We start from the raw sequence: 22479 nt of genomic DNA, 5'->3' as shown, positions 1-22479 counted from the left end.
AAACCAGTCAACTTTCATTGACTGGTTTTATTTTTTTGTCATCAACTTAATTAAAAATTAAGTTAATTACCAACTCTTATTGGTTATGAGAGCTGCTACGGCGGCGTGGTGTACCTTCGTTGTTACGACTGCGGAAGTTACCGCGCTCGCCACCACGATCGTTGCTACGCTCACCACCACGGTCGTTATTACCACGACGTTGTGGTTGATCACCATTGTTAAAACGACGACCACCTTGTGGCTGACCATCACGACGGCTGTTATTACGACGCTCACGGAAAGGCTGAGATTGAGCATCACCCACTAATTGCATATTCAGTGGTTTGTTCATAATACGCGTACGTGTGAAATGGCTTAATAAATCTGTTGGCATACCTTTTGGTAATTCGATGGTTGAGTGAGAACCATACAGTTTGATATTACCAATGTAACGGCTACTGATATCGCCTTCGTTAGCAATCGCACCAACGATATGACGCACTTCAACACCATCATCACGACCCACTTCGATACGGTATAAATCCATCTCGCCAGCATCACGACGTTCACGACGAGGAGAACGCTCGCGATCGTTATCACCGCGACGGCGATCATCACCACGACGATCGTCACGATCGTTAAATTCACGACGAGGACGACGAACTGGATCTGGTGGCAGAATAAGTGCACGCTCACCTTGAGCCATTTTCAGTAATACCGCAGCCAGTGTTTCCATATCCAGCGCTTCTTCACCTTGTGGAGCTAATTTAGGTAACAGAGCACGGTATTGGTCAAGGTTGCTAGTTTCTAATTGTTGTGCGATTTGCTGTGCAAATTTTTCCTGACGACGTTGGCTGATAAGCTCTGCATTTGGCAGTTCTACTTCAGGAATAGTCATCTTCATTGTACGTTCGATATTGCGCAGTAAACGACGCTCACGATTATCAACGAATAAAATTGCACGGCCAGCACGACCCGCACGACCAGTACGACCAATACGGTGAACATAAGATTCTGAATCCATTGGGATATCATAGTTCACAACAAGGCTGATACGGTCAACGTCAAGACCACGAGCAGCAACGTCAGTTGCAATTAAAATATCTAAACGACCATTTTTCAGACGCTCTAATGTTTGCTCACGCAGTGATTGGTTCATATCACCATTTAACGCTGCGCTGTTATAGCCGTTACGCTCTAAAGCTTCAGCAACTTCTAATGTTGCGTTTTTAGTACGAACGAAAATAATTGCCGCATCAAAATCTTCAGCTTCTAAGAAACGAATTAACGCTTCATTTTTACGTGCGCCGAATGTCATCCAATAGCTTTGACTAATGTCTGGACGTGTCGTTACGCTACTTTGAATGCGCACTTCTTTAGGATCATTCATAAAGCGACGTGTAATACGACGAATTGCTTCTGGCATTGTTGCAGAGAACAGTGCAGTTTGGTGTTCTGCTGGGATCTTACTTAAAATGTTTTCAACATCTTCAATAAAGCCCATACGTAACATTTCATCAGCTTCATCCAGTACTAAACCTTTCAGTTTAGATAAATCTAAAGTACCACGATTTAAGTGGTCTAATAAACGACCTGGTGTACCCACAACAACTTGTGGTCCTTGACGTAATGCACGTAATTGTACGTCATAACGTTGACCACCATACAGTGCAACAACATTCACTTTTGGTAAATGTTTAGAAAAATCTTCAATTGCTTCAGCAACCTGAACCGCAAGTTCACGAGTAGGTGCTAAAACTAAAATTTGTGGTGCTTTTAATGATTCATCAAGATTGTGTAATAAAGGCAGGCTAAATGCGGCAGTTTTACCACTACCTGTCTGTGCCATACCTAAAACATCATTGCCGTTTAAAAGGAAAGGAATACATTGTTGCTGAATTGGAGAAGGCTTCTCGTAGCCTAAGTCATTCAGTGCAGTCAAAATAGGTGCTGATAAACCTAGATCAGCAAAAGTCATATCGGTTTCAGTAGTCATGTCACTGTGCCTCATTCATTATGGCAGCCAGTTGACATAACATACCGCATGGTTTGTCGGTCTTTATCATCTAAAATGTGAACTGGCTCAAATTATATTATTAAACGAACAAACAAGCCCTCATCCTATGTAGATGATGGCTTTCAAACTGATCAGAGAAATGTTCGTCAGCTATTGCTGGTCCGATTCCGCTAGGTCTTCTTGTTGGCCTAACAGTGCTAATTCCAACAATGCGTAGCGGTGCTCAACAAAGTTATGTGCGTTGTTGGCAACCGTCAGCTTGAATAACGCTTCTGCGCTATCCATGTCCCCCAGACTTAGGTAATACTTACCTAAATAGAAGTTAGTTTCACTAAGATGCTCAGCGAGCGAAGTGTTATCGGTTGAAGCCTCATTTAGTTTCAACATTAATGTTTTCTCATTAATATCGCCTAAATAAAACTCAACTATATTCCATCCCCATTGCCCCGTTTTATCCGCCTGCTGGTATCGCTGTTTTAGCTGTTGTTTAGCCAAATCAGTGTTTATCTCTTTTTCTACAAGATATAACCAAAGCGAACGAATGGGATCATTTGGATCGACCTGATAAAACGCCTGCAGATCATCCTGCGCCAATTTCAATCGGCCACCGTAGTACGAAGCGATACCACGATTAAAACGCGCATTATTGTAAGTTGGATCAAGCTCTAAAACAGAATCAAACGCTTCATAAGCAGCATCGTAATTCGCTGCCTGCGTAAAATAGATACCTAGAAAATTAAAAATTTCTAGCATATCTGGTCGTATTGATAGCGCCATTGAAAAATCATTGCGCGCTAAAGCTCGTAAACCGAGACTATCATACAGCACACCACGCTCATATAAAAGCTGTGCGTATTCATCTTCAGTTAATGAGCGGCTCGCTAAGATTTGTTCTATACGAGCCAATATCACTTCTTGTTGTAAAGAAGGCTGCAATGGTGTGGCAAAAATCGCATTCTGACGCCACTCTGGACTAGTGCTGCATCCGGAAATAAAGATGAAAACAGCAATAGAACAACTGCGCAGAAATGTTTTCATTTCTCACTCCCAAAGTCAGACCTTTCAACAAAAAGCGTTCTAGACGTCCTACTTGTCAATCATAATAAGTCTCTACCGATACCTATGTCTAGATATCGGTAGTAGAATATCATTAATTCGCAGAATCTTCAGAAGAAGTTTCTGTTGCTTCCTGCTGATTAGCTTGAGCTTCTTTCATGCTTAAGCGAATACGGCCTTGACGGTCAATTTCCAGTACTTTAACTGGAACTTCTTGACCCATTTCCAAGTAGTCACTCACTTTCTCAACGCGTTTGTCTGCGATTTGAGAAATATGAACCAGACCTTCTTTGCCGCCACCGATAGCAACGAATGCACCGAAATCTACAATACGAGTTACTTTACCGTTGTAGATACGACCCACTTCAACTTCAGCAGTAATTTCTTCGATACGAGCGATAGCTTGTTTTGCTTGATCGCCACTTGTTGCAGCAATCTTCACTGTACCATCATCTTCGATTTCGATAGTTGTGCCAGTTTCTTCCGTTAATGCACGGATAACAGAGCCGCCTTTACCGATAACGTCTTTGATCTTGTCTGGATTAATTTTGATAGTGTGAATGCGCGGTGCGAATTCAGAAATATCAGCACGAGGTTGGCTAATTGCATCTTCCATTACGCCTAAAATATGTAGACGTGCGCTTTTCGCTTGGTTTAATGCAACTTGCATGATTTCACGAGTGATACCTTCGATTTTGATATCCATCTGTAATGCGCTGACACCGTTACGGCTACCCGCAACTTTAAAGTCCATATCGCCTAAATGGTCTTCATCACCCAGAATATCGGAAAGAACAACAAAGTTGTCGCCTTCTTTTACTAGACCCATTGCAATACCTGCAACAGATTCTTTAATTGGTACACCTGCATCCATCAGTGCTAAAGAAGCACCGCAAACAGATGCCATTGAAGATGAACCATTTGATTCAGTGATTTCAGAAACCACACGAACGGTATATGGGAATTCTTCAATTGTTGGCATTACTGCTAACACACCACGTTTTGCTAAACGGCCATGACCGATTTCGCGACGTTTTGGTGAACCCATCATGCCTGTTTCACCAACAGAGTATGGAGGGAAGTTATAGTGCAGCAAGAATGTATCAGTGTGCTCACCCATGATGTCATCAATAGTTTGAGCATCACGCGCAGTACCTAATGTTGCAGTTACCAGAGCCTGAGTTTCACCACGAGTAAACAGTGCTGAACCGTGAGTACGTGGTAATAAGCCAGTGCGAATGTCTAATGCACGTACCATGTCTTTTTCACGGCCATCAATACGTGGTTCGCCAGCTAATACGCGAGCACGAACGATGTTTTTCTCAAGACCTGAGAAGATTTCGCTGATTTCAGCTTCATCTAAAGTTTCATCTTCAGCTACTAACGTCGCAATAACTTCATCACGGATAGCTTCGATTTGTTCATAACGCTCTTGTTTCTCAGTGATACGGTAAGCATCACCAATGCGAGCTTGTGCTAATTGTGCAATACGGTCATGTAAAGTTTGGTTGATGGCTTCTGGCGCCCAATCCCATTTCTCTTTACCAACTTCTGCAACTAATGCATTGATGTTTTCGATCACGACTTGTTGTTGATCATGACCAAATACTACTGCACCTAACATTTCTTCTTCTGATAATAAATCAGCTTCTGATTCTACCATCAGTACCGCACCCGCAGTACCTGCAACCACTAAGTCTAATTTGCTAACTTTCAGCTCATCAACAGTTGGGTTTAGAACATATTGTCCATCGATAAAACCAACACGCGCACCACCGATAGGACCATTAAATGGAACACCTGACAGCGCTAATGCCGCAGAAGCACCAATCATTGCAACGATATCTGGGTTAACTTGTGGGTTAACTGAAACAACGGTAGCAACGATTTGAATTTCGTTTAAGAAACCTTCTGGGAATAATGGGCGTAAAGGGCGGTCAATTAAACGTGCAATCAACGTTTCGCCTTCACCAGGACGACCTTCACGACGGAAGAAGCTACCTGGGATACGACCAGCAGCGTATGAACGCTCTTGGTAGTTAACAGTTAATGGGAAGAAATCTTGTCCAGCTTTAACTTTTTTCTTTGCAACAACGGTAACAAAAACAGCAGTGCCGTCCATGTCAACCATAACAGCGGCTGTTGCTTGACGAGCCATCATGCCTGTTTCTAACGAAACAGTATGTTGACCGTATTGAAATTTACGAACTGTAGGATTCAGCAAAATAATATCCTTTATCTTATTGTCGCCAGATGTTTAGCGACGATGAATGATCTTTTCTCCGCTACGTCCCCTCGCGACTAATGAAAATATTAACCATTTAATGATAAATACTTTCATTAGCCGCGCGAATTGTCGTAACTAGAGAGATTAAATAACAATCACCACATTAAAACATAACGACTAATATTAAAAATAGCACTTTTTAGTAGAAAAGGGGCCAACAGGCCCCTTTCCACTGAAACTCGCTTGATTAGCGACGCAGACCTAAACGTTCAATCAGTGCAGAGTAACGAGCAACATCTTTACGTTTCAGGTAGTCCAGCAGATTACGACGGCTGGAAACTTTACGCAGCAGACCACGACGGCTGTGGTGATCTTTTTTGTGCTCTGAAAAGTGACCTTGCAGGTGGTTGATTTCTGCAGTCAGCAGTGCAATCTGAACTTCGCTTGAGCCAGTATCGTTAGCATCACGACCAAATTCAGCAACGATTTGTGCTTTCGCTTCAGTACTTAGAGACATAATAAACTCCAAATTAAGTAAAATTTTCAGATAGCCAATCTCTAATTCAGCTATCCAACTCAGCCACCTAAACAGATAGCCGCATTATTCTACGCTTCAAACACTTTTAGCGCAAGATTGCTATTAAGTGTTATCTTGTGCGCTATAGTCTACAACCACTCTTTTCGGAGCAACTAGGCCATCTTTAATGATAGCAAGACCAATGAATTTTTTTTCATCGCCTTCAGTTACTCTTACCCATTCGCCTTCATTGATGTCATGATTAACACGAACAGGTTGCCCCAGCTTGAGATAACCCGCAATAATCGTGGTCAAATTCACAACAGGAAAATGTGCAACAGCGGTATCCATAGGTAATAACAGTGCATCAAGTGCTAAGAAAGGATCTTCTTGAGCAGCTTGTGCATTCTCTATCATCGCTCTTAATTGCTCTAATGTGACCATTCGCTCTTTAGGATAATCTGCGACTTCTAATCGACGTAAGAAAATAACGTGAGCACCACATTGTAATTTCTCACCAAGATCATCAATAATTGTTCGAATGTAAGTACCTTTAGAACAATGAATTTCTAGCTCTAGCTCATCACCTTCCCAGCGAATAAACTGAAGTTCATAAACCGTGATGGGTCTTGCTTCACGCTCAACCTCAATACCTTGTCGAGCGTATTCGTAAAGCGGTTTACCTTGATGTTTTAAAGCGGAGTACATTGAAGGGATTTGCAATGTTTCACCGCGAAAACTCTCTAAGGCATCATCTAAAGCCTGCTGTGTAAATTGTACTGGGCGTTCTTGAATAACCTCACCATGTGCATCGGAGGTATCTGTTCGTTGCCCTAAACGTGCAATAACACGATAACGCTTATCAGAATCCAATAGAAACTGTGAAAATTTTGTTGCTTCACCTAAACAAATAGGGAGCATACCTGTTGCTAAAGGATCCAATGCCCCTGTATGCCCAGCCTTACTGGCATTAAACATACGGCGGACTTTTTGGAGTGCATCGTTAGAGGAAATATCTTGGGGTTTATCGAGTAGCAATACGCCGTTAATCTCACGCCCCTTACGACGACGCCCCATTATTTATCCTCTTTATGACGACGCTCTTCATCGCTTTTAACGACGTTAGAAACTAAGTTAGACATACGCATACCTTCAACTAATGAGTTGTCATAAGCAAATGTCAGTTCAGGCACAATACGTAAACGCATCGCTTTACCTAATAAAGAACGAATAAAACCAGCGGCTTCATTAAGTGCAGTTAACCCCTCTGCAACCATCTCTTCTTCGCTTTGTTCACCACCTGATAAGTTTAAAAAGGTGACAAATACTTTGGCATAAGCCAAATCACGAGAAATTTCAACGCCAGAAACCGTTGCCATTCCAATACGTGGATCTTTGACTTCACGTTGTAAAATGATGGCGATTTCTTTTTGCATTTCCTGAGAAACACGCTGACTACGGCTAAAATCTCTTGCCATTTTATCTCTCCCTGACAATAGGGTATCGCCCTGATTGTCATTGTTAATTCAAATCTAAAATCAATGATATCTAAAGAGTATACATGAAGTGATATTTAACAACCGCTTTCTCTGATTTCTTTCTTTAGAAATAAAATGTTTCTTTGGTGCTATTTTACCCTGTTATTTCACTTTCATAAATTACTGAAAGGCAATCTATTTCGGTTATGTTGAAAAATGGAGAGGAAATAAAAGGAGAATACAGCAAAGAAAGGAATAAGAAGGGAGCCCTTGAGCTCCCTTTTAAAACAAAACGGACTAAATTAATCAATAGAACGTTTGATTTCGATAACTTGGAAGACTTCAATCATGTCGCCAACACGAACATCGTTGTAGTTTTTCACACCGATACCACATTCCATGCCGTTACGTACTTCGTTGACATCATCTTTAAAGCGACGCAGTGACTCAAGTTCGCCTTCATAGATAACCACGTTATCACGTAGAACACGAATTGGGTTATTACGTTTGATGTTACCTTCAACCACCATACAGCCCGCAATCGCGCCGAATTTAGGTGATTTAAACACATCACGGACTTCTGCAAGACCCATGATTTCTTGTTTATATTCAGGTGCCAACATACCACTCATTGCCAGTTTGATTTCGTCAATCAGGCTATAGATAACAGAGTAGTAACGTAAATCAACGCTTTCTTGTTCAATGATACGGCGAGCAGATGCATCAGCACGAACGTTAAAGCCAAGAATGATTGCGTTAGAAGCCGCTGCTAATGTTGCGTCAGTTTCGGTGATACCACCTACGCCTGAACCGATGATTTTCAGTTTAACTTCATTAGTAGACAGTTTAACTAAGGCATCAGTAATCGCTTCACAAGTACCTTGAACGTCTGTTTTCAGAACGATGTTCAGTTCAGAAGTTTTACCTTCCTCCATGTTAGCGAACATGTTTTCCAGTTTAGATTTCTGCTGACGAGCCAGTTTAACATCGCGGAATTTACCTTGACGGTATAATGCAACTTCACGCGCTTTCTTCTCGTCACGAACAACCGTTGCTTCATCACCCGCAGAAGGAACGTTAGACAGACCTAAGATCTCAACTGGCATTGATGGACCAGCAGATTGAACGTCTTGACCTAATTCGTTACGCATCGCACGAATACGACCGTATTCGAAACCACACAGAACGATGTCACCTTTATTCAGTGTACCTTCACGGACAAGAATAGTAGCAACTGGGCCACGGCCTTTATCAAGGTAAGATTCGATAACAACACCGCTTGCCATACCTTCTTTAACTGCTTTCAGTTCAAGAACTTCAGCTTGTAAAAGAATAGCATCCAGCAGTTCGTCAATACCTAAACCTTGTTTTGCAGATACGTGCATAAACTGAGTTTCGCCGCCCCACTCTTCTGGCAAGATGCCATATTGAGACAATTCCGTTTTAACGCGATCTGGATCAGCTTCGTGTTTATCAATTTTGTTCACTGCAACAACAACGGGTACGTTTGCCGCTTTTGCGTGTTGGATTGCTTCGATAGTTTGTGGCATTACACCATCATCTGCCGCAACAACCAGAACAACGATATCCGTTACCTGAGCACCACGAGCACGCATTGAAGTAAACGCGGCGTGACCTGGAGTATCTAGGAAGGTGATTTCACCTTTGTCAGTCTTAACGTGGTAAGCACCGATATGCTGGGTGATACCACCCGCTTCGCCTGATGCTACTTTCGTTGAACGAATGTAGTCCAGTAATGATGTTTTACCGTGGTCAACGTGACCCATGATAGTTACAACTGGTGCACGAGATACTGCGCTTTCTTCGCCAGTATCACGATCGCTCATGACTTGTTCTTCTAACTCGTTTTCACGACGTAAGATAACTTTATGGCCCATTTCTTCAGCAACAAGCTGTGCAGTTTCTTGGTCTAAAACCTGATTAATGGTCGCCATAGCACCCATTTTCATCATAGTTTTGATAACTTCAGACCCTTTTACTGCCATTTTGTTAGCAAGTTCGGCAACAGAAATAGTCTCACCGATGATAACATCACGGTTTACAACAGCAGCTGGCTTATTGAAGCCTTGCTGTAATGAGCTACCTTTACGTTTACCTTTCTTGTTAGTACGGCCAGCAGCACGTGCTTCTTCACGATCTGCTTTTTCAGAATGGCGGTTGTTTTTCTTAGGACGAGGAGCCTTAGCGTTGCGACCACGACCGCGGCCACCTTCAACCTCAGCATCACTTTCATCTTCTGCATCACGAGCATAACGTGATGTTGTTACATGATAGTCTGAGCCTTCAGTTTCTGGCGCTTTAGGTTCAGCAGTCCATTTTTCAGCATTTTCTTCAGCTAAACGACGTGCTTTTTCTGCTGCAACTCGTGCTTCTTCTTCCGCTTTACGGCGCTGTGTTTCTTCCGTTTTACGCTTCAGTTCAGCCTGTTCAGCATTGCGACGTGCTTTTTCCTGATCTGCTGCTTTATCAGCTTTTGGTTTATCGTTTTGTTTCACTTTATCTTTTTCCGCTGCTTCGCGCTTAGCTAATTCCGCTGCTTCACGTTTTGCTTCTTCAGCTTCACGTTTCGCTTTTTCTTCGGCGTCTTTCTTCGCCTTTTCAGCTTCACGTTTTGCTTTTTCTTCAGCTTCGCGCTGTGCTTTCTCTTGTGCTTCGCGCTGGGCTTTTTCTTCGGCTTCGCGATGCGCCTTTTCTTCCGCTTCACGCTGAGCTTGCTCATCCGCTTGCGCTTTTTCAACGGCGTCACGGTTCACATAAGTGCGTTTTTTGCGGACTTCGATGGCTACTGATTTACTTTTGCCACCTGTACCAGGAACACTTAACGTACTACGCACTTTGCGTTGTAACGTTAATTTTTCTGGTTGGTTGGTTGATACGTCTTTATCACGATTCAACCAAGCCAGTAAGGTTTCTTTCTCTTTTTGGGAGACAGAATCAGAGACGGTCTTCTTAATACCGGCATCAGCAAACTGCTGTACCAAACGTTCAACCGGTGTCTGAATCTCTTCTGCCAGTGATTTTACTGTTTCATCTGTCATTCTGTTCCTTCCTGCTCAGTTGTTACGCATCATTCCCAAACCAGCAGATATTACGTGCGGCCATAATGAGTTCGCCTGCGCGCTCACTATTTAAACCTTCAATATCAGTTAGGTCGTCGATACCCTGTTCGGCAAGATCTTCCAGTGTGCAGATACCACGGGCAGCTAGATCAAATGCTAAAGAGCGCTCCAATCCTTCGAGAGCTAATAAGTCCTCGGCTGGCTGGTTATCGCCTAGGCTTTCTTTTTGAGCCAACTCAATCGTTGTTAGTGCAGCTTTTGCTCTTTCACGTAGAGCTTCAACGGTATCTTCATCTAATCCGTCAATAGCCAGCAGTTCACTGATTGGCACATAAACTAACTCTTCAAGGGTAGAGAAACCTTCTTCAACTAAAACAGTTGCGAAGTCTTCATCAATGTCGAGATGCTTAGTAAATATTTCAATGGCTGCGTTTGCTTCTGCCTGATGTTTTGCATTCAGTTCATCAGCAGTCATGACGTTTAATTCCCACTTGTCATCACCACGATGTTTTTTCAGTAACTGTGCTGCCAGACGAACGTTTTGACCATTACGGCCGATTGCCTGTGCAAGGTTACTGCTTTCAACTGCAACATCCATTGTACATTTGTCTTCATCGACAACAATAGAAGCAACATCTGCCGGAGCCATTGCATTAATGACGAATTGTGCAGGATTATCATCCCACAGAACAATATCAATTCGCTCGCCGCCCAATTCACTGGAAACGGCTTGTACACGCGCACCACGCATACCAACACAAGCACCCACAGGGTCAATACGCTTGTCGTTAGTTTTTACTGCGATTTTGGCACGAGAACCTGGATCACGCGCTGCAGCTTTAATTTCAATGATTTCTTCGCCAATTTCTGGTACTTCAATACGGAAAAGTTCAACCAGCATTTCAGGGCGAGAGCGTGTCACGAAAAGTTGTGCACCACGGGTTTCTGTACGTACGTCGTATAAAACACCACGTAAACGGTCACCTGGACGGAAGTTTTCACGCGGTAACATATCTTCACGTAAAATAACCGCTTCAGCGTTGTTGCCTAAGTCTAAAGTGATATTTTCACGGTTCACTTTCTTCACAACACCCGTGATAATTTCGCCGAGTTGTTCGCGGAATTGATCAACAACCATTGCTCTTTCAGCTTCACGTACTTTTTGTACGATAACTTGTTTAGCGGTTTGTGTTGTAATACGGTCGAAAGTGACAGATTCAATCTGATCTTCAATATAACCACCTAGTTCAATACTAGGATCTTCATATTGAGCAGCTTCAAGTGTGATTTCACGAGTAGGTTGAGTGACTTCATCAACGGCAACCCAACGACGGAATGTATCAAAGTCACCCGTTTTACGGTCGATACATACACGAACGTCAATTTCTTGCTCGTATTTTTTCTTAGTTGCTGTCGCTAGTGCGGTTTCCAGTGCTTCAAAAATCTTTTCACGAGGAAGAGATTTTTCGTTAGAGACCGCTTCCACAACAGCCAGAATCTCTTTGTTCATCCTAGTTGCCTCTTCAAAACTTAAAAGTGGGGTACCAGGTTAGCTTTCTGGATGTTGCTCAGTGCGAACACTTCGTCTTTACCATCCACAGTAACCGTGATCATTTCGCCAGCGACAGACTTAATAATGCCCTGCCATTTACGGCGGTTTTGCATTGCAATTCGTAATACGATAGCGGCTTCTTCGCCGATAAATTGCTCATAATGCGTTGCAGTGAATAAAGGTCGTTCTAAACCAGGAGAAGAAATCTCAAGGTTATAAACTGTTTGAATTGGATCTTCAACATCCAGCACAGCACTGACCTGGTGGCTAACATCAGCACAATCATCAACAGTGATACCGTCTTCACTATCAATATAGATGCGCAATGTTGATTCTCGGCCACGAATAAACTCAAGACCGACAAATTCAAAGCCTAATGCTTCTACTGGTGCTGAAACCATCGCTGTTAATTTTTGCTCTAATGTGGACAAACCCACCCCCAAGGCATAAAAAAAGGGCCTATAGCCCAGTATTCTATTCTCTGATAACAAAAAACCCCGAAATTCGGGGCTTTATGCAACTGGACCCTGTAACTTGCCATTCGAGAATAACCTCTTCTTACGGCACATTCCACTCAGGATCATAATCGGTTCAACAAGATGATTAATGAGAAAAGTGCTGTATTGTTAGAAGTGGTTGCGGGGGCCGGATTTGAACCGACGACCTTCGGGTTATGAGCCCGACGAGCTACCAAGCTGCTCCACCCCGCGTTCGAAAAACGTGGCAAATTTTACGCTGATAACAAGCAAAACGCAAGCTATCTGGAATAATGGTGCCGAGAACGGGACTTGAACCCGTACGCCCGTTTTATAGGCACTACCACCTCAAGGTAGCGTGTATACCAATTTCACCACCTCGGCACTTAATGAGACTGTTACTGCGTAAAAATTAACAATCTCATTTAAATCTTTACTTAGTTTACTGCGGAATATCTGTATTTGCTGGCGCTACAGGCGCTGCTAATTGCTCAGCTTTTTTAGCTTCTTCTGTAGTCTGCTCGATAGACATCCATTTGCTGTCTTCACGCACAGTTTTATTGGCACTTAGATTACCTAAAATAAGGGCAAGTACAATAAAAGCTGTCGCTAAAACAGCGGTCATACGGGTCATAAAGTTAGCTGAACCGCTTGAACCAAATACTGTACCAGAAGCACCTGCACCAAAAGAAGCGCCCATATCAGCACCTTTACCCTGCTGTAACAGGATCAGACCAACTAGCCCTGTTGCTACAATGATAAGAATAACAATGAGTGCCGTATACATTTGCGTTACCTTTTCTATGGAACTTATCGTCTTAACGATAACCTTCGATTGCTTCACCCGCTTTAGTTCAAGACCTTACTAAGCGGGTGTGAATACTAACCAAAGCTGAACTGACAAGCAAGGTTATTTTTCTACAAAGTGATTGATTGAAGAAAAAAGCATCAATTAACCAACGTGCTTCACAGCGTCAGCAATACGATTTGCCATCGCAGTGACTTGCTCTTCATTTTCACCTTCAACCATGACACGAATTAAAGGTTCTGTTCCTGATTTACGCAGTAATACACGACCTTTACCAGCCAGTTCTTCTTCAACCGCTTTAGCGACTTTCTGAACTTCAGGTGTTTGTAGCGGATCGTGGCTACCGGTAAAGCGAACATTCACTAAAATTTGTGGTAATAGTTTCATACCACTACATAGATCATGCAGACTCATATGGTTACGCACCATTGCACTTAAAACTTGTAAACCTGCAACAATACCATCACCTGTAGTCGTTTTATCTAATAAAATAATGTGGCCTGAGTTTTCAGCACCTAAACGCCAGCCTTTCTCTTGTAATTTTTCAAGCACATAGCGGTCGCCCACTTTTGCTCTTACAAAAGGAATACCCAGTTGTTTAAGTGCAATCTCTAATCCCATATTGCTCATTAGAGTACCAACTGCGCCACCGCGTAATTGACCTTGGCGTAACGCTTCTCTCGCAATAATGTAGAGAATTTGGTCACCATCAACTTTTAGGCCTTGATGGTCAACCATGATGATACGGTCGCCGTCACCATCAAAAGCTAAACCAACATCAGCGCCTTCTTCTAAGACGCGTTTTTGCAACATACGAACATCTGTTGCGCCACACTCTTCGTTGATATTGATACCCGTTGGATCACAGCCAATAGTGATCACTTCAGCACCTAATTCACGAAATACGTTTGGTGCAATATGGTATGTTGCACCATGAGCACAATCGACAACCACTTTTAGACCATTAAGATTGTTTTCATTTGGGAAAGTCCCTTTACAGAATTCAATATAACGACCTGCCGCATCCACGATACGATTTGCACGACCAAGCTCTGCTGATTCAACACAGGTAATTGGCTTTTCCATTTCAGCTTCAATGGCTTCTTCTACTTCATCTGGTAATTTTGTACCATCAATAGAGAAGAATTTGATCCCGTTATCGTAATAAGGGTTATGAGAAGCTGAAATAACAATCCCTGCTTCAGCACGGAATGTACGCGTTAAATAAGCAACAGCAGGTGTTGGCATTGGCCCTGTAAATGAGGCGGATAAACCTGCCGCTGCTAAACCCGCTTCTAATGCAGATTCCAGCATATAGCCTGAGATACGTGTATCTTTACCAATAATGATTTTACGAGAGCCATGACGTGCTAATACTTTGCCCGCAGCCCAACCCAGTTTTAATACAAAATCAGGTGTAATTGGACTATCACCTACTTTTCCACGGATACCATCTGTTCCAAAGTATTTACGTTCGCTCATTCATTATTTTCCTTTGCAGAAAGAGTCGCTTGTACGATTTTCATCGCATCAACCGTCTCTTTAACATCGTGTACACGAATAATTTGTGCGCCTTGCATCGCTGCAATGACTGCGCATGCCACGCTACCAGCAACACGCTCTTGTGGTGGTACATTCAATAGTTGTCCAACCATTGATTTGCGTGACATTCCGGCAAGTATGGGTAAACCAAAGTGATGAAGTTCACTTAGGTGTGCTAATAGTTGGTAATTATGCGCTAAATTTTTACCAAAGCCGAATCCTGGATCAAGAATAATTTGATTTTTTTCGATACCTGCATCAACACAACGTTGAATATTTTCTTGTAAAAAACGATCAACATCCATCATCACATTCTCATAATGTGGTGACTGTTGCATGGTTTTAGGGTCACCCTGCATATGCATAATACACACTGGCAAACCTGTTTTAGCGGCTGCTTCAAGTGCTCCCGGCTCTTGTAATGAGCGAATATCATTGATAATTGAAGCACCTACATTTGCGGATTCAGTAATGACTTGAGCTTTAGATGTATCAACAGAGATCCAAACATCAAAACGCTGACGAATAGCCTCAACAACAGGAACAACACGCTGTAACTCTTCATCAATAGAGACGTCACTTGCACCAGGTCTGGTAGACTCACCACCAATATCGATGATAGAAGCCCCTTCAGCGATCAATTTTGCTGCATGGTCAACTGCATCATTAAGTGAATTATGAGTGCCACCATCAGAGAAAGAGTCTGGAGTGACATTCAAAATCCCCATAACTTGAGGTGTTGATAAGTTAAGTTCGGTTCCTCTAGCCATTAATTTCATTTCATTGATACCTTCATAAAAAAACCCCAGAAGCCTGGGGTTTGTATTTATAGCTTACTCAATATGCGTAACCCAATAAGGATTAGTGAGTATTGTTATCAGAAGGCGTATCACTTTCTGACTCAGGCTTGTCTTTTGGCTCACTCGCTACATGCGTTTGTGCTGGCTGGGCAGTAGTCGTTGCACCACTATTGCCATTATTGCCTTCCCAACCCGCAGGTGGACGAACATCACGACGATTCATTAAATCATCAATTTGAGGCGCATCGATAGTTTCATAAGTCATCAGTGCATCTTTCATTGAGTGTAGAATATCAAGGTTGTCCATTAAGATCTGACGAGCACGAACATAGTTACGATCAACGATAGCTTTAATTTCTTCGTCAATTGTACGAGCTGTTTCATCAGACATATGTTGCGCTTTAGCAACAGAACGACCTAAGAACACTTCACCTTCTTCTTCTGCGTACAACAATGGCCCTAATTTTTCAGAGAAACCCCACTGTGTCACCATGTTACGTGCAATATTGGTTGCAACTTTGATGTCATTAGAAGCACCCGTAGAAACATGCTCTACACCATAGATAATTTCTTCAGCTAAACGGCCACCGTAAAGTGTTGAAATTTGGCTCTCTAACTTCTGACGGCTCGCACTAATTTGGTCGCCTTCTGGTAAGAAGAAAGTCACACCTAATGCACGTCCACGAGGAATAATCGTCACTTTATGCACAGGATCATGTTCAGGTACTAAACGACCAATAATTGCGTGACCAGCTTCATGATAAGCGGTTGATGCTTTTTGTTCTTCAGTCATCACCATTGAACGGCGCTCTGCGCCCATCATTATCTTATCTTTCGCTTTCTCAAACTCGACCATTGAGACAACACGTTTATTACCACGAGCAGCAAATAAAGCCGCTTCGTTAACTAAGTTAGCTAAGTCAGCACCAGAGAAACCTGGAGTACCACGCGCTAAAATTGCTGGATCAACATCTGGTGATAAAGGTACGCGACGCATATGGACTTTAAGTATTTGCTCACGTCCACGCACATCAGGTAAACCAACAACCACTTGACGGTCAAAACGACCTGGACGAAGTAATGCTGGGTCTAACACATCTGGACGGTTCGTTGCCGCGATAACGATAATTCCTTCATTACCTTCAAAACCATCCATTTCAACTAGCATTTGGTTCAGTGTTTGTTCACGTTCATCATGACCACCGCCTAAACCAGCACCACGTTGACGACCAACCGCATCGATTTCATCGATAAAGATAATACAAGGTGCTGCTTTTTTAGCTTGTTCAAACATATCACGAACACGAGAAGCACCCACACCCACGAACATTTCAACGAAATCAGAACCTGAAATGGTAAAGAATGGGACTTTAGCTTCACCCGCGATGGCTTTTGCTAATAATGTTTTACCTGTACCTGGAGGCCCTACCATCAGAATACCTTTAGGGATTTTACCCCCTAACTTCTGGAAACGACCTGGATCACGTAAATACTCAACTAATTCGCTTACTTCTTCTTTCGCTTCATCACAACCCGCTACATCAGCAAAGGTTGTTTTGATTTGGTCTTCTGTCAACATGCGCGCCTTGCTTTTACCGAAAGACATCGCACCTTTACCGCCACCACCTTGCATTTGGCGCATAAAGAAAATCCAAAGACCAATCAGTAATAGCATTGGGAACCAAGACACAAAAATTTGAGTCAGAAGGCTTTGGCCTTCAAGTGGTTCACCCGTTACTTTTACATTACGGTTCATTAAAGTGGTCAGCAGGTTATCATCACGCATAGGCATATACGTGCTGTACTTTGAGTTATCTGTTTTAGTTACATTAATATCATAACCACTTATGCTGACCTCGCGTAATTGGTTATTAGTTAACTCATTGATAAAGGTAGAGTAATCCACCTTACGACTATTCGAATCGCTGGGTCCGAAGCTCTGGAATAATGACATCAAAACGACTGCAATAACTAGCCAGAGGATCAGGTTTTTCGCCATGTCACTCAAGGGATTAACCTCATATTACAACTGTGTTAACAAATAGCTTTAGGGTACTAAAGTTTACGCCCTGTGGCTACAATATATACCTCACGAGAACGAGACCGCGAAGCGTCTGGTTTACGAACTTTCACTTTCGTAAACAGGGAGCGTATTTGCCCCAGGTATTCATCAAAGCCTTCTCCCTGAAACACTTTGACAATAAAACTTCCCCCGGGAGCCAGTACATCACGACACATATCAAGCGCTAACTCTACTAAATACATGGATCGAGGGATATCGACCGCGGGTGTACCGCTCATGTTTGGAGCCATGTCAGACATGACAACCTGGACTTTGTTTTCACCTACTCTATCAAGCAACGCCTTCAACACAAGTTCATCACGAAAATCGCCTTGAAGGAAATCGACTCCAACAATAGGATCCATAGGTAAAAGGTCACATGCGATAATTCGACCTTTGCTTCCTAACTGCTGTACAACATATTGAGACCACCCACCTGGGGCTGCTCCTAAATCGACAACGGTCATACCTGGTTTAAAGATATTGTCGCTTTGCTGAATTTCTTCCAGTTTAAACCAAGCACGAGAGCGAAACCCTTTTTTCTTTGCTTGCTGAACATATTTATCACTAAAATGTTCTTGTAACCAGCGGCTAGAGCTTGCCGAACGTTTCTTATTGGCCATTGCGTTTTCCAACTATCATACACTTAGCTATCAAAATTTTTACTCTTTCACTCATTTAACCTCGTCTTAACGACATTTTATGGTGATAAGTGAGAGATGGCGTTAGAATAGATCGTTTTCAATCCCAACAAAGCAAAAATTAATGATGACTCTTAACAAAAAACAAATTCAACACCTGAAAGGGCTCGCTCATCACCTGAATCCAGTCGTTATGATTGGTAACAACGGGCTGACTGAAGGCGTTCTTGCAGAAATTGAACTCGCTCTGGCACACCATGAGCTTATCAAAGTCAAAATCGCAGGCGAAGACCGAGATGTTAAAAACTTGATCGTAGCAGCGATTGTACGCGAAAGCGGTGCACAGAATGTACAAGTTATCGGAAAAATTCTTGTTCTTTATCGTCCTTCAGAAGCACGTAAGATCATTTTACCGAAATAAAACTTGTATCTTTATATAAAAATGCCATAAGTAACTCTATGGCAAAAAAGGCCTTTTAAGGCCTTTTTTATATTACCACAGGATAACAGTCTAGTTTTCTATAGAAACGTAAATTACAAATTAAATATATTCTACGTTTAAAACTTCATACTCGACTTGTCCACCAGGTGTTGTGATAACCACGACATCATCTAACTCTTTACCAATTAACCCACGCGCAATCGGTGAGTTAACAGAGATTAAGTTTTCTTTAATGTTCGCTTCATCATCACCCACAATGCGGTAAGTTTGCTCTTCTTCAGTCTCAACATTCAATAGTGTCACTGTTGAACCAAAAATAATACGACCATTGTTATTCATCTTTGTAATATCAATGACTTGAGCATTTGATAATTTTGCTTCAATTTCTTGTATGCGGCCTTCACAGAAACCTTGTTGCTCTCTTGCAGCATGATATTCCGCGTTTTCTTTTAAGTCTCCATGTTCACGAGCTTCAGCGATAGCAGCAATAATCTCGGGACGACGAACACCTTTTAAATATTCCAGCTCTTCGCGTAATTTTTCTGCACCTAGAACTGTCATAGGGATCTGATTCATGTGTTAATACCTCAATACTATTCCTAATAAAAAATAGGTATCATCCTGATTTTTTATACTAACAACACAGAGAAAAGGATCTATTTACTCTTCTCAAGACAAAAAAAGACACAGGCAACCTTAAATTGGGCCTGTCTCTACATATATTCGGTAAATGAGGGGACGCTATTATATTCCCAACTCATGCTATTGGGACGTAAACTAAACCTCCCATACTTAAAACTAAATCTAACACAACAGACGCATTGCTTCACGCCTTATCTCTCTTTATAAAGAGATAAACAGACTTTTTCCGATAATGAGCTAATCCTGCTTGTTACCGTTTACTTTTGCCCTCATTGCCCTTTAGTATTAGCCTCTGGCAATCAATACTGTAACGTTACACGCTATAGTCACGGATAGAGAAATTATGCACTTACTATCAACATTTCGACGGATACTTTACACATTAAGTATCATTAGTTTTTCAACCCAAGCAATACCTGTTGAAAACTACACATCCCTTCTTCCTGAAGGAACACAAGTAGGTTTAATAACTCAACCCGTTGGCGCGGCTTCTCCTAATCTTAACTATCATGCCGAGCAATTAGCACTTCCAGCAAGTACTCAGAAAGTGGTGACTGCACTTACTGCATTACTTCAATTAGGTGGAAATTATCAATTCACCACAACAATGGAAACAGAAGGCAAGATAAAAGACAATCAGCTTAATGGTGATTTGATCTTTCGTTTTACTGGCGATCCTACATTAACCCGTCAGCAATTAAGAGCAATGGTTGCCATATTAAAGCAATCAGGTGTTACAAAAGTGCATGGTGATTTGCTTATTGATACTTCTGCTTTTTCAAGCCACGACAAAGCCCCAGGTTGGGTTTGGAATGATCTGACGCAATGCTTTAGTGCCCCTCCTAGTGCTGCAATTGTTGATAAGAACTGCTTTTCCGTCTTACTGCAAAGTGGCAAAAAAGAAGGTGATATTGCCACAATACGTAAAGCTTCTTTCTATCCTGTCACTGTTTTAAGTGAAGTTGAAACTTATGAGAAAGGATCAACTCGTACCCGTTTTTGTGAATTAGATGTCACGGTTCGTGACTTAAATACCTATGTAATCACAGGTTGTATTCCTAAACGTGATGATGCAGTACCTTTAATGTTTTCTATTCAAGATGGTGCTCATTGGGCGGGTACAATTTTAAAAGAAGAGTTACAACGCGCCAATATTGAACTTGATGGATATATCAAACGTCGATCTCAACTAAAAGCGCCTGTTACTGTACTGGCACAGACACAATCAAAACCGTTACATAGCTTACTGACGACCATGCTAAAAGAGTCTGACAATATGATTGCAGATACCGTATTTAGAACTATTGGTCGTGAGTATTATGGCGTTGCAGGTACTTGGCGCTCTGGCGCAGAAGCAACCCGCGCTATTTTAAAACAAAAAGCCGGAATTGATTTAGCAAATACCGTTATAGTTGATGGCTCTGGTCTTTCTCGCCATAACCTCATTTCACCTGCAACCATGATGCAAATCCTTCAATATATTGGAGTACATGAAAGTGAATTAAACTTTATCACTATGCTTCCCCTTGCAGGACATGACGGTACATTACAATATCGAGGCGGTTTTCATGAAGCGGGTGTGGATGGCAAGGTTTCTGCCAAAACGGGATCATTAAAAGGGGTTTACAATCTAGCGGGCTTTATGACCACGGCAAATGGGCAAAAAGTTGCGTTTGTACAATACGTTTCGGCGTATTCACCTCCTACACAGAATCGCAATGCTGGACGTGCTTATTTAGTGCGTTTTGAAACTAATCTGTATAAAGATATGTACAACAACCGCTAGATTTACACTCAGTAAATGTAGTCAATGTATATGAAAAACGCCTGATTAATCAGGCGTTTTTATTTTATCATGATGAAAATAATGATTAACGTTGGTAGATAAACTCGATACCGTCGTCATCCTCTTCATCCCAATCATCATCGTCATCTTCTTCGAAATCAGGATTTTCTAGTTGTTCTTTATGGTAATCATCCCACATAAAGTCAACTTTTCCTGGCTCTGCTTTTGTTGCAACAATATCTTGCTCACGCGGAGTAACATTCAGGAATTCCATGATATTCCAGCAAAGTTTTTTCACACCTTCTTGGTTGATTGCCGCTATCATGTAATAGTTTTCATCCCAACCTAGTGCTTCAACAATTGCTTTTGCCTTCTCTTTTGCTTCTTCAGCATCAAGAAGATCAACTTTATTGAACACTAACCAACGTGGTTTTTGTGCTAATTTTTCGCTGTATTTCTCTAATTCAGAGATAATAATTTTTGCATTTTCCACAGGATCCGATCCATCAATAGGATCAATGTCGATCAAGTGTAATAACACACGACAGCGTTCTAAGTGTTTTAAGAATTGGATCCCAAGACCTGCACCATCAGCAGCGCCTTCGATTAATCCGGGAATATCTGCAACCACAAAGCTTTGGTGATTATCCATACGCACCACACCTAGGCTTGGTACTAATGTTGTAAATGGATAATCAGCAACTTTAGGTTTTGCTGCTGATACTGCACGAATAAATGTAGATTTGCCCGCATTTGGCATACCAAGCATACCCACATCAGCTAATAACATTAGCTCTAATAGGACTTCGCGAGATTCACCTGGCGTTCCCATTGTACGTTGACGTGGAGCACGGTTCACCGACGATTTAAAACGCGTATTACCTAAACCGTGGAAGCCACCTTTAGCAACCATTTGCTTTTGACCGTGAACAGTCAAGTCAGCAATGACTTCATTTGTTGCTAAATCACGGACACGCGTTCCGACAGGAACACTGATAGTAATATCTTGACCACGCTTACCGGTGCAATCACGGCTGTGGCCATTTTCACCACGCTCTGCACGATAAGATTTAGTAAAACGGTAATCAATTAAGGTGTTAAGGTTTTCGTCTGCAATCATGTAGACATCACCACCATCACCACCATCACCACCGTCTGGTCCCCCGTTAGGGATATATTTTTCGCGACGAAAGCTTACACAGCCGTTACCACCATCGCCCGCGACGATTAGGATCTTGGCCTCATCAACAAATTTCATGATTTTACTCCGTATAGTAGCCATTAACGTGCTGGATGGCCGAAATTACCCAGAGATGGCCTTTTTTAAATATAAAAAGCCCCGCAACAGATTTGCAGGGCTTTTGACTCGGTGCT

General features: G+C 42.2%; 18 protein-coding genes and 2 tRNA genes. 2 read left to right on the top strand and 18 right to left on the bottom strand.

What is annotated here, in order from left to right:
* Positions 1–76 precede the first annotated feature (76 nt).
* From ACNARN_RS10535 to rlmE, 16 genes are all read right to left on the bottom strand, one after another.
* Entirely contained in the window at positions 77–1975 is a 1899-nt protein-coding gene (locus ACNARN_RS10535) for a DEAD/DEAH family ATP-dependent RNA helicase (protein WP_160229903.1), read from the bottom strand.
* 171 nt (positions 1976–2146) lie between these two features.
* Entirely contained in the window at positions 2147–3034 is an 888-nt protein-coding gene (gene nlpI, locus ACNARN_RS10530; protein ID WP_098941350.1) for a lipoprotein NlpI, read from the bottom strand.
* Positions 3035–3146: 112 nt separating this feature from the next.
* Complete coding sequence (gene pnp / locus ACNARN_RS10525) at positions 3147–5276, bottom strand: polyribonucleotide nucleotidyltransferase (RefSeq protein ID WP_109419174.1); 2130 nt, start codon at positions 5274–5276, stop codon at positions 3147–3149.
* Between the two features lie 250 nt (positions 5277–5526).
* Positions 5527–5796, bottom strand: a complete 270-nt coding sequence (gene rpsO / locus ACNARN_RS10520) for a 30S ribosomal protein S15 (protein WP_023583571.1) — start codon at positions 5794–5796, stop codon at positions 5527–5529.
* A 123-nt stretch (positions 5797–5919) separates the two neighbouring features.
* Positions 5920–6873 carry a tRNA pseudouridine(55) synthase TruB gene (truB, locus tag ACNARN_RS10515; RefSeq protein WP_198620213.1) on the bottom strand — a complete coding sequence of 318 codons (954 nt, stop codon included), beginning with the start codon at positions 6871–6873 and terminating at the stop codon, positions 5920–5922.
* Complete coding sequence (gene rbfA / locus ACNARN_RS10510; RefSeq protein ID WP_198620214.1) at positions 6873–7274, bottom strand: 30S ribosome-binding factor RbfA; 402 nt, start codon at positions 7272–7274, stop codon at positions 6873–6875. Before rbfA ends, truB begins: the two co-directional genes overlap by 1 nt.
* 302 nt (positions 7275–7576) lie before the next feature.
* Positions 7577–10333: a translation initiation factor IF-2 gene (gene infB / locus ACNARN_RS10505; protein WP_196533553.1), complete on the bottom strand. Its 2757-nt coding sequence runs from the start codon at positions 10331–10333 to the stop codon at positions 7577–7579.
* A gap of 22 nt (positions 10334–10355) precedes the next feature.
* Entirely contained in the window at positions 10356–11864 is a 1509-nt protein-coding gene (nusA, locus tag ACNARN_RS10500) for a transcription termination factor NusA (RefSeq protein ID WP_006535691.1), read from the bottom strand.
* A 20-nt stretch (positions 11865–11884) separates the two neighbouring features.
* On the bottom strand, positions 11885–12337 hold the full coding sequence (gene rimP / locus ACNARN_RS10495) for a ribosome maturation factor RimP (protein ID WP_036914691.1): 453 nt from the start codon (positions 12335–12337) through the stop codon (positions 11885–11887).
* A gap of 202 nt (positions 12338–12539) precedes the next feature.
* A tRNA-Met gene (locus tag ACNARN_RS10490) sits at positions 12540–12616 on the bottom strand.
* Positions 12617–12676: 60 nt separating this feature from the next.
* A tRNA-Leu gene (locus ACNARN_RS10485) sits at positions 12677–12766 on the bottom strand.
* 58 nt (positions 12767–12824) lie between these two features.
* Positions 12825–13169, bottom strand: a complete 345-nt coding sequence (gene secG, locus ACNARN_RS10480; protein WP_036914692.1) for a preprotein translocase subunit SecG — start codon at positions 13167–13169, stop codon at positions 12825–12827.
* A 165-nt stretch (positions 13170–13334) separates the two neighbouring features.
* A complete protein-coding gene (gene glmM, locus ACNARN_RS10475; RefSeq protein WP_088493982.1) occupies positions 13335–14672 on the bottom strand; it encodes a phosphoglucosamine mutase in 1338 nt (445 codons plus the stop codon).
* Entirely contained in the window at positions 14669–15511 is an 843-nt protein-coding gene (folP, locus tag ACNARN_RS10470; RefSeq protein WP_198632459.1) for a dihydropteroate synthase, read from the bottom strand. Before folP ends, glmM begins: the two co-directional genes overlap by 4 nt.
* Positions 15512–15593: 82 nt before the next feature.
* Positions 15594–17540: an ATP-dependent zinc metalloprotease FtsH gene (ftsH, locus tag ACNARN_RS10465; RefSeq protein WP_198620216.1), complete on the bottom strand. Its 1947-nt coding sequence runs from the start codon at positions 17538–17540 to the stop codon at positions 15594–15596.
* 47 nt (positions 17541–17587) lie between these two features.
* Entirely contained in the window at positions 17588–18217 is a 630-nt protein-coding gene (rlmE, locus tag ACNARN_RS10460; RefSeq protein WP_036939360.1) for a 23S rRNA (uridine(2552)-2'-O)-methyltransferase RlmE, read from the bottom strand.
* Positions 18218–18362: 145 nt separating this feature from the next.
* On the opposite strand from rlmE, the gene yhbY reads away from it, so the two are divergent.
* On the top strand, positions 18363–18656 hold the full coding sequence (yhbY, locus tag ACNARN_RS10455; protein ID WP_036914752.1) for a ribosome assembly RNA-binding protein YhbY: 294 nt from the start codon (positions 18363–18365) through the stop codon (positions 18654–18656).
* A gap of 120 nt (positions 18657–18776) precedes the next feature.
* On the opposite strand, the gene greA is transcribed toward yhbY, so the two are convergent.
* Entirely contained in the window at positions 18777–19253 is a 477-nt protein-coding gene (gene greA, locus ACNARN_RS10450) for a transcription elongation factor GreA (protein WP_088493984.1), read from the bottom strand.
* A 409-nt stretch (positions 19254–19662) separates the two neighbouring features.
* Between greA and dacB the strand changes: the two genes are divergently transcribed.
* Positions 19663–21105, top strand: a complete 1443-nt coding sequence (dacB, locus tag ACNARN_RS10445) for a serine-type D-Ala-D-Ala carboxypeptidase (RefSeq protein WP_198626352.1) — start codon at positions 19663–19665, stop codon at positions 21103–21105.
* A gap of 85 nt (positions 21106–21190) precedes the next feature.
* Here the strand turns inward: dacB and cgtA are convergent, their stop codons facing one another.
* Positions 21191–22363: an Obg family GTPase CgtA gene (cgtA, locus tag ACNARN_RS10440; protein ID WP_349443278.1), complete on the bottom strand. Its 1173-nt coding sequence runs from the start codon at positions 22361–22363 to the stop codon at positions 21191–21193.
* Between the last annotated feature and the right edge of the window lie 116 nt (positions 22364–22479).

It is taken from the genome of Proteus sp. TSJ240517 (genome assembly GCF_047921575.1).
GTDB lineage: Bacteria > Pseudomonadota > Gammaproteobacteria > Enterobacterales > Enterobacteriaceae > Proteus.
This window is presented reverse-complemented; position numbering and strand designations above follow the sequence as displayed.

Coding starts and splice junctions, on each gene's coding strand:
- ACNARN_RS10535 (WP_160229903.1), bottom strand. CDS start 1,975: ATGACTACTGAAACCGATATGACTTTTGCTGATCTAGGTTTATCAGCA.
- nlpI (WP_098941350.1), bottom strand. CDS start 3,034: ATGAAAACATTTCTGCGCAGTTGTTCTATTGCTGTTTTCATCTTTATT.
- rpsO (WP_023583571.1), bottom strand. CDS start 5,796: ATGTCTCTAAGTACTGAAGCGAAAGCACAAATCGTTGCTGAATTTGGT.
- truB (WP_198620213.1), bottom strand. CDS start 6,873: ATGGGGCGTCGTCGTAAGGGGCGTGAGATTAACGGCGTATTGCTACTC.
- rbfA (WP_198620214.1), bottom strand. CDS start 7,274: ATGGCAAGAGATTTTAGCCGTAGTCAGCGTGTTTCTCAGGAAATGCAA.
- infB (WP_196533553.1), bottom strand. CDS start 10,333: ATGACAGATGAAACAGTAAAATCACTGGCAGAAGAGATTCAGACACCG.
- nusA (WP_006535691.1), bottom strand. CDS start 11,864: ATGAACAAAGAGATTCTGGCTGTTGTGGAAGCGGTCTCTAACGAAAAA.
- secG (WP_036914692.1), bottom strand. CDS start 13,169: ATGTATACGGCACTCATTGTTATTCTTATCATTGTAGCAACAGGGCTA.
- glmM (WP_088493982.1), bottom strand. CDS start 14,672: ATGAGCGAACGTAAATACTTTGGAACAGATGGTATCCGTGGAAAAGTA.
- folP (WP_198632459.1), bottom strand. CDS start 15,511: ATGAAATTAATGGCTAGAGGAACCGAACTTAACTTATCAACACCTCAA.
- rlmE (WP_036939360.1), bottom strand. CDS start 18,217: ATGGCCAATAAGAAACGTTCGGCAAGCTCTAGCCGCTGGTTACAAGAA.
- yhbY (WP_036914752.1), top strand. CDS start 18,363: ATGACTCTTAACAAAAAACAAATTCAACACCTGAAAGGGCTCGCTCAT.
- greA (WP_088493984.1), bottom strand. CDS start 19,253: ATGAATCAGATCCCTATGACAGTTCTAGGTGCAGAAAAATTACGCGAA.
- dacB (WP_198626352.1), top strand. CDS start 19,663: ATGCACTTACTATCAACATTTCGACGGATACTTTACACATTAAGTATC.
- cgtA (WP_349443278.1), bottom strand. CDS start 22,363: ATGAAATTTGTTGATGAGGCCAAGATCCTAATCGTCGCGGGCGATGGT.